The sequence below is a fragment of the Pseudomonas sp. 24 E 13 genome (assembly GCF_900004715.1).
GTDB classification, from domain to species: domain Bacteria; phylum Pseudomonadota; class Gammaproteobacteria; order Pseudomonadales; family Pseudomonadaceae; genus Aquipseudomonas; species Aquipseudomonas orientalis_A.
The window spans coordinates 152,583-165,928 of the sequence record NZ_CVTO01000150.1; the positions used below are offsets into that span (position 1 = coordinate 152,583).

General features: G+C 57.3%; 12 protein-coding genes and 5 pseudogenes. 5 read left to right on the forward strand and 12 right to left on the reverse strand.

Annotation, left to right across the window (positions count from 1 at the left end):
* The first annotated feature begins 37 nt into the window (after window positions 1–37).
* A pseudogene (locus BFP90_RS22190) lies at window positions 38–1,233 on the forward strand (multidrug effflux MFS transporter).
* Between the two features lie 199 nt (window positions 1,234–1,432).
* On the opposite strand, the pseudogene BFP90_RS22195 reads toward BFP90_RS22190, so the two are convergent.
* Window positions 1,433–1,735 (reverse strand): annotated as a pseudogene (locus tag BFP90_RS22195) (MFS transporter); the annotation flags it as partial.
* 267 nt (window positions 1,736–2,002) lie between these two features.
* Between BFP90_RS22195 and BFP90_RS22200 the strand changes: the two are divergent.
* Entirely contained in the window at window positions 2,003–2,218 is a 216-nt protein-coding gene (locus BFP90_RS22200; RefSeq protein WP_065873494.1) for a hypothetical protein, read from the forward strand.
* Window positions 2,219–2,728: 510 nt separating this feature from the next.
* Here BFP90_RS22200 and BFP90_RS29715 read toward each other — a convergent pair.
* The gene (locus BFP90_RS29715) at window positions 2,729–3,505 is read right to left on the reverse strand and encodes an IS66 family transposase (RefSeq protein ID WP_370671705.1); all 777 of its coding nucleotides are present in this window, start codon (window positions 3,503–3,505) and stop codon (window positions 2,729–2,731) included.
* A 30-nt stretch (window positions 3,506–3,535) separates the two neighbouring features.
* Between BFP90_RS29715 and BFP90_RS29720 the strand changes: the two are divergent.
* Window positions 3,536–3,679: pseudogene (locus BFP90_RS29720) on the forward strand (hypothetical protein); the annotation flags it as partial.
* Here BFP90_RS29720 and BFP90_RS29725 read toward each other — a convergent pair.
* The 4 genes and pseudogenes from BFP90_RS29725 to BFP90_RS22215 form a co-directional block, all read right to left on the reverse strand.
* Window positions 3,633–3,848: pseudogene (locus BFP90_RS29725) on the reverse strand (transposase); the annotation flags it as partial. The pseudogenes BFP90_RS29720 and BFP90_RS29725 sit on opposite strands and share 47 nt — an antisense overlap.
* Window positions 3,849–4,108: 260 nt before the next feature.
* The gene (gene tnpB, locus BFP90_RS22210; RefSeq protein WP_083203302.1) at window positions 4,109–4,330 is read right to left on the reverse strand and encodes an IS66 family insertion sequence element accessory protein TnpB; all 222 of its coding nucleotides are present in this window, start codon (window positions 4,328–4,330) and stop codon (window positions 4,109–4,111) included.
* Complete coding sequence (locus BFP90_RS27720; RefSeq protein WP_083203303.1) at window positions 4,327–4,644, reverse strand: IS66-like element accessory protein TnpA; 318 nt, start codon at window positions 4,642–4,644, stop codon at window positions 4,327–4,329. Before BFP90_RS27720 ends, tnpB begins: the two co-directional genes overlap by 4 nt.
* A gap of 466 nt (window positions 4,645–5,110) precedes the next feature.
* Window positions 5,111–5,392 (reverse strand): helix-turn-helix domain-containing protein, encoded by a 282-nt coding sequence (locus tag BFP90_RS22215; RefSeq protein WP_042944669.1) that lies wholly within the window; start codon window positions 5,390–5,392, stop codon window positions 5,111–5,113.
* 1,681 nt (window positions 5,393–7,073) lie between these two features.
* Between BFP90_RS22215 and BFP90_RS29440 the strand changes: the two genes are divergently transcribed.
* The gene (locus tag BFP90_RS29440; protein ID WP_305117495.1) at window positions 7,074–7,373 is read left to right on the forward strand and encodes a BPSL0761 family protein; all 300 of its coding nucleotides are present in this window, start codon (window positions 7,074–7,076) and stop codon (window positions 7,371–7,373) included.
* Window positions 7,374–7,513: 140 nt separating this feature from the next.
* Here the strand turns inward: BFP90_RS29440 and BFP90_RS22220 are convergent.
* The 4 genes and pseudogenes from BFP90_RS22220 to BFP90_RS22235 all read right to left on the reverse strand — a co-directional run.
* Window positions 7,514–8,101: pseudogene (locus tag BFP90_RS22220) on the reverse strand (Na+/H+ antiporter NhaA); the annotation flags it as partial.
* Window positions 8,102–8,415: 314 nt separating this feature from the next.
* The gene (catA, locus tag BFP90_RS22225; RefSeq protein WP_015372100.1) at window positions 8,416–9,345 is read right to left on the reverse strand and encodes a catechol 1,2-dioxygenase; all 930 of its coding nucleotides are present in this window, start codon (window positions 9,343–9,345) and stop codon (window positions 8,416–8,418) included.
* Between the two features lie 41 nt (window positions 9,346–9,386).
* Window positions 9,387–9,677, reverse strand: a complete 291-nt coding sequence (gene catC / locus BFP90_RS22230; protein ID WP_015372101.1) for a muconolactone Delta-isomerase — start codon at window positions 9,675–9,677, stop codon at window positions 9,387–9,389.
* 12 nt (window positions 9,678–9,689) lie between these two features.
* The gene (locus tag BFP90_RS22235) at window positions 9,690–10,817 is read right to left on the reverse strand and encodes a muconate cycloisomerase family protein (RefSeq protein WP_065892731.1); all 1,128 of its coding nucleotides are present in this window, start codon (window positions 10,815–10,817) and stop codon (window positions 9,690–9,692) included.
* 114 nt (window positions 10,818–10,931) lie between these two features.
* Here BFP90_RS22235 and BFP90_RS22240 point away from each other — a divergent pair, with 114 nt between their 5' ends.
* A complete protein-coding gene (locus tag BFP90_RS22240) occupies window positions 10,932–11,807 on the forward strand; it encodes a LysR family transcriptional regulator (protein ID WP_015372103.1) in 876 nt (291 codons plus the stop codon).
* A 60-nt stretch (window positions 11,808–11,867) separates the two neighbouring features.
* Here the strand turns inward: BFP90_RS22240 and BFP90_RS22245 are convergent, their stop codons facing one another.
* Window positions 11,868–12,365, reverse strand: coding sequence for a flavin reductase (locus BFP90_RS22245; protein WP_003232688.1), 498 nt, complete (start codon window positions 12,363–12,365; stop codon window positions 11,868–11,870).
* A gap of 11 nt (window positions 12,366–12,376) precedes the next feature.
* Entirely contained in the window at window positions 12,377–13,336 is a 960-nt protein-coding gene (locus tag BFP90_RS22250; protein WP_015372104.1) for a PDR/VanB family oxidoreductase, read from the reverse strand.
* Window positions 13,337–13,346: the final 10 nt, after the last annotated feature.

Genomic DNA, 13,346 nt, shown 5'->3' on the forward strand with positions numbered 1-13,346 from the left:
GGTACCCCCTCTGCTCTGAATATCGTCTGGATGTCTGATGAACCTGCGCGCAATCATTATTCTCGGTGCCTTGAGCGCCTTCGGCCCCTTGGCCGTCGACTTTTATCTGCCTGGCTTCCCTGCCATTGCCCTCGCGTTTGGCACTGACGAGAAGCATGTCCAGTTGACCCTGGCGTCATATTTTCTGGGCTTGTCCATCGGTCAACTGGCTTACGGGCCGGTGGCGGATCGCTTCGGCCGACGTGTCCCGCTGCTGTTCGGGGCTTCGCTGTTCACCCTCGCATCGCAGGCGTGTGCCTTCGCGCCGAATCTGGAATGGCTGATCGGCGCGCGCTTCGTTCAGGCGCTGGGCGGCTGTGCGGGGATGGTGATTGCCCGAGCCATTGTCAGCGACAGGTGCGATGCCGTTCAGTCGGCCAAAGTATTCTCGCAATTAATGCTGGTGATGGGCTTGGCGCCGATTCTGGCGCCCATGCTCGGCGGCTTGCTGGTCAACCTCTATGGGTGGCAGTCGATCTTCATCAGCCTGACGGCGTTCAGTGCGCTGGCTTCAATAGCCGTGGCGCTGGGCCTGCCGGAAAGCATGCCCGCCACTCATCCTCGCCAGCCTTTATCAGGCGCACTGACGCAGTACCGCCGCTTGTTGGGCGATCGTATTTTTCTAGGCCACGCGCTCACTGGCGGGATCGCCATGGCTGGGATGTTTTCTTACATCGCCGGTTCGCCGTTCGTGTTCATCAAGCTCTACGGAGTGCCGCCTGAGCACTATGGCTGGCTGTTCGGTACCAATGCGGCGGGTTTCATTCTGGTCTCGCAGCTCAATGCCCGGTTGGTGGGCAAAAAGGGGCCTGCGTTCCTGCTGTCGCGGGTTATCTGGATGTACCTCGCTGCTGCACTGGCATTGTTGGTGATTGCCGGTCTGCGCACCGAACAGCTCTGCCCCCTGCTGGTGCCCTTGTTTGTCTGCATTGCCTGCCTGGGCTCCATCACCCCAATGCCTCAGCCTGCGCCATGAACGGGCAATGGGCGCGTGCGGGCAGCGCGTCGGCATTGCTCGGTTGCCTGCAGTTCAGTGTGGCGGCAGCAGCGGCCGCGCTGGTGGGTGTGCTTCACGATGGTACGGCGTTGCCAATGGCGCTGGTTATCTGCTCATGCGGTGCGTTGGCCGTGACGCTTGCAATGCTGACCCGCCGTTTGCAGAACAAACGTGATGTAGCGCTCCCGGGCTCATAGGAGATTACTCGATGCTTCACCGCCGAGTAACGAAACAGGTACATACGGCAATGATCAGCAAGGCCAGAAACATGCCGCCGAAGCCTTGGGACAGGCCCAGGTTCCAGCCGGAATACTGCCCCGCCACCACCGCACCGACGCCGAAAATCAGCAGGGTGAAGAAGCCTGCATGACGCTGCAGGCGACGTTGCTCAAAGTAAAGCACCCAGAGGTCAGCGGCTTTGATGGCTCGGTTGATTGCTGCCAGTAGCGAGCCTCCGAACATGCCAAGGAGGAAACCAATCCCGGCGACGATCTTGGGCTCGGTGACATTCAGGTAGGCGCTGACCATGCTCGTCAGGTACAGCGAGCAGGCAGCACCCGTAACCAAGAACACCATCCAGGCGCGCCAGTCGGGCAAGTCGTCCTTGTGCCACCAGCTCGCAACTACGGCCCCAATGAGGCCCGCAATCAAAAATTCGAACCTGTCGATCTTGTCGAGCAGGCGCTGTAGATACTCCATGCGCTCGATTCCGTGGGGCATGTTTTTTGGAATTGAATCGGCTCACACAGCACTCCCAGCTCGGAGCAATGGGTGTGGTGGGTCGGAAACGAAAAAGCAGCGGGAGGTGTCAAGTCTCGGAAAGGCGCCTAACTGGTAGCACAAGTTTTCACGCTATGGATTCGAAAGCACTGGACCCATTAATCGCTGGTTAATCCCGAACTCTGAGAATGGCAAACGGAAGCGTGGCAACAGTATCTTCCATGACCATTATCAGAGAGATGCAAAATGAACCTTCGCAAGCTTGCCATTATTTCACTGCTCAGTATCAGTGCCACTAGCGCGCTCGCTGAAGGCGGTGCTGACCGTTTGATACAACGAAATTTGGAACAGCAGCAGGCCTATCTGGCCGCTCAAAAGTCCGCAGAGACGAAGTCAGAAATCGCAAAAAAACAGCCGAGTGTTGATGCCCCTAAAACTCAGTCGAGTTCAAACGATAGCTGACATCTGGCCGCTGGTAGGTCGCCCTTAGGTGGCTTGCCACAATCATATGAGACAACCGCTACCCAATCGCTGGAGCCCAGCTTCGCTCCCCTAACAGCTAGTGCTTCCAAAGGCTGCCCTGGCTGCAGTGAAACTCAGGCAATAAAATCTATGGTCACCCCCATTTTTGCAATACTGGGTGACGTGGTTGGCTTGCTTAAATCTATCCGGCGTCTGTTTGGGGCAGGCCCCAGCGCCACGATGAGAGTCGCGCCTGACGATCTTTAAAAACCCGTCGGCTTCTGAAGCTGATTTTTATGTCAGGATTTTCGTCAGGCCGGTGCGCCGTTCACATCATCTGTTGTTCAGCTATCGCAAAACCTGAAGGTGAATCGTTCTACTGCAACAACCGCAGGGTCAGGCGTTCAAGGCGTCTGGCCCTGTTTCATATTGCGTATGGTGAGCGGCTATTGCCCGAGCGATACGCGCCAGTTTGTTAGCAAGTGCACAAGCCACGTAAGCGCCTGGGCATCACACCTTGCGTGATGAAACCGGCTGCCACCTATGCGGCAGCAACTGATCGATTTCACTCGCCCGCTGCGTCGGCAGGCGCGTAAGCACATCCTTCAGATAAGCATACGGATCATGACCATTCAGCCGCGCAGACTGGATCAAGCTCATGATCGCCGCCGCCCGTTTTCCGCTGCGTAGCGACCCTGCAAAGAACCAGTTCTTGCGCCCAAGAGCCCATGGCCTGATTTGGTTCTCAGCCCAATTATTGTCTATGGGCACGACCCCGTCATCGAGGTAGCGCGACAGCGCTGCCCAGCGTTTCAGGCTGTAATCGAGTGCTCTGCTGATGCCTGAACCTTCGGGTACAAGCTCGCGCTGAGCGCTCGTCCAGGCATGTAGCATGTCCATTACCGGGACGGCTTTTTCTTGCCGTATTCGGCGCCGTAAATCCGGTTCCAGGTCGCGGACTTCGCTCTCGATTTCGTACAGCAACTGGATATAGCGCAAGGCTTGCTCAGCAAGCGTGCTTTTATTCGTAGCATGCAGCTCGAAGAATTTGCGCCGCGCATGGGCCATGCACCCGATCTCGGTCACGCCGAGTTCGAAACTGGCTTTGTAACCGCCAAAATCATCGCAGACCAGTTTGCCCTTCCAGTCTTTCAGGAAGTTGCGAGCGTGCTCACCGGCGCGGCTGGGGCTGAAATCGTAAACCACCGCTGACAGATCCGAGAATTGGCTGGTGGCGTAGGCCCAAACATAGGAGCGATGGGTTTTCTTTGTTCCCGGCATGAGCATCTGCACCGATGCGTTTGAGCGCGCAGCCGCATGGGCAGTGAGTGTTGTCCGGTTCGTGATGGATCAACGTGCGTGGAAATTCTGCCGGCAACGCGGTGCGCTGGGGATTTTGCTTTTTCTCGGTCGGCGCAGGCGCTGTTTGCAAGGCTTGAAGCTCAGCTTCAATCGTGGCGATATCGGTATCGATCAGGTCATCGAGCAAGCTGGCCTGCTCAGGGTTCATCTGCTCGCTGCGCTTGGCAAATTTCAAGCGCTTGAGCTGCGCGATCTCGAAGGTCAGCTTCTCGATCACCGTCTGATCGCGGTTGGTCTTCTTGCCAATGGTTTCGACCGTCTTACCCATTGCATCGACTTGCAAGAGCAACTGCGCAGCTAAGGCACGCAGTTGCGTCAGGAGTCATTTGGTCGAGATTGGGAGAAGAATTCATGCTGCAGATTGTGCCAGAGCAGGCCGTTCGCAGCGATACACCGATAGGCTAATGGCAGCCGTTAAAGCAGTGTGATCACACCGCCAGCCCCAGCGCGCTGCCAAGGCAAGCCCAGCACTAAAGCCTGAAGTTGCTCGGTATCCAACTCAAGTTCAGAGCCTTGACGAATTCCTGGTCAGTGAAACTTTCCTTGATTCAATCGGCGGGCAGCCAGCCAGATGCCAAACCCATCATGCACCAGGACTTTCATGCGAGTGGCGCGGCGGTTGGCGAATAGATAAGCACAGTGCGGCTTCGCCGCACCGAACACCGCTATCACCCTGGCCAACGCAGTGTCGGTGCCAGCACGCATGTCCATGGGTTCGGTGGAGAGCCAGATGGCATCGATGCGGATCATTGGGTGAGCCCTCGAATGAGTCGGGCGCATCCTTCGGGATCGGAAATTGGCCACTTCACCGTAAGCGTTTGCTGGCCAATCGGTAATTCAATGATCGCCGACGCTTGAGCTACTGGTTTCGATTCGACTTTCAAAGGAATGAACGCTGGCAAGGTGGCGACCGGCTGATCGCGGTAAAGCGGTAGCCAACGGCGCACGACATTAGCGTTGATACCATGACTCATCGCGATGGCTGCCACGGAAACGCCAGGTTGCAGGCATTCATGGACGACTTGGGCCTTGAAGGATTTTGTGTAGGAATTACGTTGGCGCATGGCGATCCTGACATTAAGGGTAGTTGTGTCCGCATAAAATTACGCGGACACAATTGCCCTTATTGGCCGGGGTCGGAAGGTGGGTTTGCCGGTCCCTTACCCTGCACGCTACAGGCTAGACCTTCAACCATGTGCCGGAACAGATGAAGAAAGAAATGCCAGCCACTTCAGGAGTCGCCAGAGCATCAGTTTTCTTTTAACTGGTGGGGCACTCACGCTGCACTCAGCTGGCGCTTGTAACTTCAACCGTGCTAGTTGCGTATTTCCCCCAATACCACCACAAGCATTCTACGAGCTGTTCGTTGATGCGCCTTGAAGGTCTGCGTTCTCAGACAGGTTATCGACGCCGCCCTGGAAAGTACGGCGGTAAGCCAGCGGTCGCCTCACCCAATTTGCTGAAGCGCCAGTTCGATGCTGCGTTCTCGACTCCTTGGGCTGCTGTGGCTCCTCTCCTCTCCCCCCCCCTTCACTTAGAAGCCGCTTCCATTTCTTCCTGCACCTGTCTGATCAGGGAGGCTAGATTAACTGTTGGGTCGAGGATCAGGAAAGTCTCGATTATCAGAGTGAGAGGATGAACGCCAGTGCGCTCGGCCAATGCAGCTGCCTTGTCAATGGTAACGTTTTTCAGCCCGCGCTCTAGCGTGCTGATGTAGGTCCTACTGCTGATATCGTAGAAATCTTCCTGCGTTAAGCCCCGACGAACCCTGGCATTTCGGAGCGCAATCCCGAACGCCTGCTTCACTTCCATGACCATTCCTCGCAAAAGGAACGATGAAGCCTTTTTGATCACTATAGGGCTACAATCTATAGTGTTCATTTCGGTAGAATTGCGTTGCGGCAACGCAAACCCGCAAGGGAAATTTCTTGGCGCTGCTGTGGGCTTTTTTTCTATCCATCGCAAGCAGAGCATTTTCCAAAACCGATGCCTTCTACCAGTCAGGGTGCCCTAATTGATTTTTGTTTATGACCCCGCTCAGCGTGAGGTACGGAATTGGACTCACGGCGAAATGGAGGGACTATGCTTTGTTGCCACTATCATCTCCCTGCACACGGGGCAGACCAATCGTGCAGCCATACTCAACTGTGCTTACGAATTACAGTACTACCTATCTGCAGTCACGGACGTAGAGGTTAGGCATGTGCACATGATGTGCCCTCCGTCCATCAGCGGTCGCACCTACTGGACTTTAGAGGAGCTAGAGAGCGTTACCGTCTTTAACGGCATCTCTACTGATCAAAGCGCGGTCGTTTACCGAACTGCTTCAGCCAGTTACAAACTGGGTGACCTGGATCTTCGTCGGAAAAAGAAATCACGGGTGTTGTATTGCCCCAGGCACCTTCAACAACAGAACTTTCAGCTATCAGAGAACTATTCGGCAGCATCCAATACCCAGCTTTTTGGACCCTTAGGGAGACAGTGAGAAATATAAGCTTCCATCAACCGCTCTATTAGTACTTTGCATGTTCAGGCCTGCTGGCCGCTACAGGTCAGCCAAGATAGTTGAGCTTGCTATACCGTCGTAGTCACTGCTGGTTCAATGACTCCGACCTGAATGACCTCCTCGGCTAACGCGCTGACTAGACAGCGCTGGCTGAATAACCGCATGGATACCAAACATGGAGATATGATGTGGTTTCACAGAGCACTCGTTCGCATCAGACTTTGCCAGGCGGTCGCATGCGATTCAAGCACCGACCTGCATCGAATTTCATCAAAGCGCTTCCAGGGCGAGGAAATTTCTCCAACGCACAACAACCCTGCCGCTCATCGTGTGTTCGGCAAATTAAGACAGTTACTCGCTTTCTGCGTTGGAGATAGTCTCCATCAGTGCTTGATGCACCTAGTATTACTATGACTTTTGAAACTCAAAAAGGGGGGATAATGAAGGGGAGACGAAAAGTAAAGACACTCAAGTGGAAAATGAAAGCAGATTTTGAAGAGCATGCTCAGGGCTTGCTTCGGAACAGATCTGATAAACAGAACAGGTTTCTGGACCGGGCCCTGTTAGGCGGATGCGAACTGGAACCGGGTTGAAGGCTCGCCGGCTGATCCACGCATCTAGGGATAACGTTTCAGTAAGAAATACCATAGATCTTTTGAACCCTCACCAAGTCAATGGATGTTTTCAAACACGCAACCAAGGACTGCTGATGGTGGGCGATGTTGGCTATTTGTCGGGGTTTGGTGGCTTCACTTCGGGCAGGGCTAACGTGTTCTGCACAGGAATCCGTTGCGCAGCATAACGCCGATTGATTTCGTCCAAGCACTCACGCATGGGGGCCTTAGCCTAAGGAACCTAGTAGCATGTTCTCTGTGTGGCCGATACGGCACGTCAACTAACTGTAGGTCAAGACATCATAGGAAGCACTCGCCAAGCGTGAGCACCTAATTGCGGCAGCACGATGACCAAGAGGGCTTAAACATGACCATGCCGATTGAACGTACCCGGGCAGTCATCCAAACGGGGGCGTTTCTGCTCGAGCTCTCCCGAGACTTATCGATGCCAGAAAGGGTACGCCGTGACGCCAAATTCCTCCTGCGTCACTATCCATCTCAGTTTCAGGTGCTTCTGGCAGGACGGATTGAAGAAGCGTCAGATACTGACGTGTCCCCGATGGGCCCAGTCTTCAGCTCCGCAATCGATAGCAGCTACCACACCCCGTTCGTTTGCTCTGCAGCCGACAAAGCTTCCAGAGGACATGCTGGGATCGCGCCATCAAAGCCGTGACTGACGCTCGAAAGGTTGTGTTTTTTACCGGCGCCGGCATGTCTGCTGAACGTGGAGTTCCGACTTTCCGTGACAAACTCACAGGCCTTTGAGAAAGGTACGATCCTGAGCGGTTGGGAACGGCAAAGTTTAGCCTTCAAAAGAACAGCAACACCGAGGACAGCGGAAAGAATGGAGCCCATTAGCACCCCAACCTTCACCTCATCGACCAAATGCAGGTTATCCGGGAAAGCCAGCGCCCCGATGAACAGGCTCATTGTGAAACCAATTCCGCACAGCAGCGCTACACCGTACAGCTGAGACCAATCACATTTCTCAGGCAGCTTGGCCAGCCCTGCGCGAATAGCCAGCGCAGCCAAACCAAACACGCCAATTTGCTTGCCTAGCAATAGCCCAAGCGTTACTCCCAGAGGTACCGGGTCGATCAGGTTATTGGGCGAGATACCGGCAAGAGAGACATCCGCATTGGCAAAACCGAAGATGGGTACAACGGCGAAAGCGACCCACGTGGGCATCACCAGGAACACAATAACGCTCAGTGAGGCCAGCAACATGCTGACCGACAAGCCGCTGGTGTAAAACAGGGCGATGATCAGTACAGAACCAAGGTCATCAAGAATCGCCAGCGCGGACAGAAAGATTCTCAACGAAATGGGCACACGTTTACCGAGCAGCGACAGTACGCCCAAGGCAAACGCGATACCGGTCGCTGCAGGAATAGCCGACCCTTGGCGAACAGTGCACGGTACTCAGCCGCGAAATGGCTGAGCGTCGTCTTGATGGTGATGCCAGGCTGGTTCATGTGGCTGGCAATTTTTTCTTATCAGCTAACACGTAACAGGAAGTCTAAAACCGTAGTTGAATATGCAGATCAATTCGGCTGAGTTTCTCCAAAAAAGCCTCTGCGCCAAGCCTGGCCAGCATCCGCTGACCAGGCAATGCAACTAAAGTCTGCTTGCGCCCCCGTTGCGATCTATCGGTCGATAGACTGGCCGACACACCGTAATCCCGAACAGTCAGGTACTCACCTGCCCTACCGCGCTCAATCCTCGAGCGCACGAACGCGCTGCATGCGCTTCTGCTCTACCGGTGCAGCGGCCACCTGCAGCTCAAAGTCGAAATCAATCCGCGCAAAGCGCCCTTGCACGCCCAACTCCCGCGCCAGTTGCTGATCGTCGCTGAAGCGGATTTCGGCGATCAGTTCATCGCGTGTGGCATACGCAAAATCGTCGTGCAAGTACGGGTCATCCGACAGGTTGATCTGTGTGGTCAGGTGCCGGTAACCCGGTGCCGAAATAAAGAAATGGATATGCGCCGGCCGCTGCCCGTGGCGCCCGAGTTGATCAAGCAACTGTTGGGTCGGCCCGGTCGGCGGGCAGCCATAACCCGACGGCACGATGCTGCGGAAACGATAGTTGCCCTGGGCATCGGTTTCGATGCGTCGACGCAGGTTGAACTCCGATTGCGTCGGGTCAAACCACGAATACGTGCCGCCGGTATTAGCTTGCCACACATCGACAATCGCGCCGGCTAGTGGATTGCCGTCGGTATCGCGCACCTGACCACGCATGAACAGCGGCGCGGCGGCATCGGTCCCATCATCCAGCCGCGCTTCGTACTTGGACAACGGCGCACCGGCCACGTAAAGCGGGCCTTCGATGGTACGCGGGGTGCCACCGGTCTTGCCGGCCTCGACATCGGCGGCGTCCATCAACATGTCCAGGTAATGCTCCAGCCCCAGCCCCGCGACGAGCAGCCCGGCTTCCTGGTTCTTGCCCAGTTCGTTGAGGTAGTTGACCGCCTTCCAGAATTCTTCGGGGGTCACCTCCAGGTCTTCGATGATGTTCACGGTGTCGCGCAGAATTCGGTACACCAACGCTTTGGTGCGCGGGTTGCCGCCATCGTTAAGGTTGCCGCTGGCCTCTTCAAGAAACTGTTGAGCGTGGTCGGTCTGTGACAGTCGGGTGGACATAGTGCATTCCTCATCTTGTAATTATTGGGTGAATGACAGGCTTAGCGGTCATCTTCATGGATCGACGAAGGGTGCCGGCACAAGGCGTTCACTTCGATGGCCATATAAGGGAAGAGCGGCAGTTGCATCAGCAGGTCGTGAAGGTCTTGCACGCTGTCGACATCAAACACGCTGTAGTTGGCGTAATGTCCGGCGATACGCCACAGGTGGCGCCATTTTCCTTCCTGTTGCAGACGCTGCGCCAGGGCCTTCTCATCGACCTTGAGGCTGGCCGCGCGCTCGGGGTTCATGTCCAGGGGCAGGTTCACGGTCATTTTCACATGGAACAACATGGCAGGTGCCTCTCAGTGTTTGTCACGACGAAAGAACGCCAGGCGCTCCTCATCGATGGCCAGGCCCAGGCCCGGTGCGGTGGAGACATGCAGGTGGAAATCACGGTACACCAGCGGCTCCGTGAGGATGTCGTCGGTCAGTAGCAGTGGGCCGAACAGTTCGGTGTCCCACGCCAGTTTGTTCAGCGTGAGGAATGCATGCGCCGACGCCAGGGTGCCGATACCGCCCTCGAGCATGGTGCCGCCGTACAGGCCGATGCCCGCCGCCTCGGCGATTGCCGCCGTGCGCAACACCGCGCGGGGGCCGCCGTTCTTGGCGATCTTGAGGGCGAACACCGACGCCGCGCCTTCGCGGGCCAGGTTGAAGGCGTCCTCCACAGATTCGATGGATTCATCCGCCATGATCGGTGCCGGGCTCGACAGGTTGAGCCGCGCCATACCACCGCGGTTATTGCGGGTAATCGGTTGCTCGATCAGGTCGATACCGTTGTCGCCAAGCACCTTGCACGCGCGCAATGCCACCGCCTCGTCCCACGCCTGGTTAACGTCCACGCGCACACTGGCGCGGTCGCCCAGGGCCTTTTTGATTGCGATCACGTGGGCCAGGTCGTGGTCGACCTCACCGGCGCCGATCTTCAATTTGAAGATGCGGTGGCGGCGCAGGTCGAGCATTTTCTCGGCCTCGGCAATGTCCTTTTCGGTGTCGCCGCTGGCCAGGGTCCAGGCCACCGGCAACGCATCGCGCACGCGGCCGCCGAGCAGTTCGCTGACCGGCAGGTTCAAGCGTTTGCCCAGCGCATCGAGCAAGGCGCTTTCGACGCCGGACTTGGCAAAGGTGTTGCCCCGAATACTGCGCTCCAGGCGCAACATGGCCGCATTGATATTGCTGGCGTCCTGGCCGATCAGCAGCGGCGCAAAATGGCGATCGATGTTGACCTTGATGCTGTCGGGGCTTTCATTGCCGTAGCTCAGGCCGCCAATGGTGGTGGATTCGCCGATGCCCTCGATGCCGTCGGCGCAGCGCACGCGGATGATCACCAAGATCTGGTTCTGCATCGTGTGCATCGCCAGCTTGTGCGGGCGAATGGTGGGCAGGTCGACGATGATGGTCTCGATCGACTCTATGGCGCAAATGGGCATGGCGATACCTGTTGAGTTCTTTTTAGATTTGATCCGATTCTGTTCCCTATTCTTCAGGGCATCCAATATAGAATGAGTCTCGAACAATACCCTTAGGGTATGGAGGGAGTGATCATGGAACTACGTCACCTGCGTTATTTCCAAGCGCTGGGGGCAACCCTTAACTTCACCCGCGCCGCCGAACGCCTGCACATCGCCCAACCGCCCTTGAGCCGGCAGATCCAGCAACTGGAGGATGAGCTGGGGGTTGTTCTGCTCGAACGCGGCCGGCCGCTGCGGCTGACCGAGGCCGGACGGTTTTTTTATGAGCATGCCAATGTGCTGCTGGAACAGCTGAACACGGTGTGCGCCAACACGCGGCGCATCGGCCAGGGAGAGAAGACTTGGCTGGGCATCGGCTTTGCGCCGTCGACCCTGTATGGCGTGTTGCCGGAACTGATTCGCATGCTGCGCACCCACGAGGCGCTGGAGCTGGAATTGGGGCTGTCGGAGATGACCACCTTACAACAGGTCGAAGCGCTCAAGGCCGGGCGGATCGATGTGGGTTTCGGGCGAATCCGCATCGACGACTCGGCCATCGTCCAGCGCGTACTGGTGGAAGATCGACTAGTCGCCGTATTGCCCGCCCGCCACCCGTTGCTGGCCGCACCAGCCACCCTCGCCCAGTTGGCCGCAGAGCCTTTTGTGCTGTACCCCGGCAATCCGCGTCCCAGTTATGCAGACCATGTGATCGCGCTGTTCGACGCCCATGGCCTGAGCCTCAAGGTGGCGCAATGGACCAACGAATTGCAGACCGCCATCGGCCTGGTCGGCGCGGGCATGGGTGTGACGTTGGTACCGGCTTCGGTGCAGGTGCTGCACCGCGCGGACATCGGCTACACGCCTGTTGTGGAAACCACTGCGACCTCGCCGATCATTCTGAGCCGGCGGATGAATGACCAGTCGCCGGGGCTTACACATTGCCTGCAGTTGGTGGAAGAATTGATCTGAGTTCCTCCGGCCGGGTTTGTCTGAACCCGGCTACCGTTCGCTCTCCAGCGAACGTGGCATTCAGCAAGCCTTGGAGGCTTCACCCAGGCGGTGATAGGCGCGGTTGAAATATACCAGGCCCTCGTCCGCACCGCTCTGGCGAATGGTCTGCACCTCGCAGTAGAAAATACTGTGGGAACCCACTTCGTGGACCTGCGCGATCCGGCAGTCGAAGTTCACCAGCGCTTCGAGCATCACCGGCGCGCCGCTTTCCAGGGTGGTCCACCCCGTCACAGCAAAGCGCTCATCCATGCTCAGCGTGCGGTCGGCGAAAGCACCGGACAGGTGCTGATGATCGCCGCATAGGGTGTTAACACACACCACGCCATTGCGCTTGAAATGCTCGTTGGAATGAGAGGAACGGTTCATGCACACCAACAGCGTGGGCGGTGAGTCGGTCACGCTGCAGACCGCCGACGCTGTAAAGCCGAACCGTCCTGCGGCGCCATCGGTGGTGATGACCGACACGGCACCGCCCAGCATGGCCATTGCATTGCGAAAGCTGCCTACATCTATCATGGTCGTTCCCCTTAGATATCCAGCACGAGTTTTTTGGATTTGGCTCGTGAACAGCACACTAGAATTTGGTCATTGCCGGCCTTTTCATCGTCCGTGAGGTACACGTCGCGATGGTCCGGCTCTCCTTCGAGCACGTCGCACAGGCAGGTCCCGCACACCCCCTGCTCGCAGGAAATCTCGATCTTGACGCCCACCTGCGCCAGCGCGGCGAGAATGCTCTGCCCTTCGGCCACCTGCACGGTCTTGCCGCTGCGTGCGGCCACCACTTCAAAACTGCCACCCGAGTTGTCCACTTCCACCTGGAAATATTCCTTGTGGATGTGCGACTCGCTGTAGCCCTGCTTGCGCGCGCCCTGGATCACCCAGTCCATGAACCCTGCGGGGCCGCAGGTATACATGTGCACGCCGGCCTCGCCCTTGCCCAGCACCTTGGCCAGATAGAGCTTCTGCTCGGGCCCTTCGTCATCGAAGTGGGTGAACACCTGCGCGGCAAACGGTGCGCTGGCCAGTTCCGCGAGGAACGCACTGCGCTTACGCTCACGCCCGCAGTAGTGCAGTTCGAAAGTTTGGCCGGCCGCGTGCAACGCATAGGCCATGGCAATGATCGGCGTGACACCGATACCGCCACCCAACAGCACTGAACGCCGCGCATCGGCCGCCAGCGCAAACAGGTTGCGCGGCAGGCTTATCTGCACCTCGTGACCTTCGAGCAGGATGTCATGCACCCCGACCGAACCACCGCGCGAGGCCGGATCCCTGAGCACACCCAGGCGATACAGGCTCGGGTCGGCAGGGTTGCTGCACAACGAGTACTGGCGCACCAGCCCCGGCCCGATATGGATATCGACGTGCGCACCGGCATCGAACATCGGCAGCGGCGCGCCGTCACGGCGGGTCAGGTCCAGGACGACAACACCGTCCCCTTGCAGCTCGCGCTTGCGCACGACTACGTCCAACAGTTCTTCAGTCATGGCCATTATT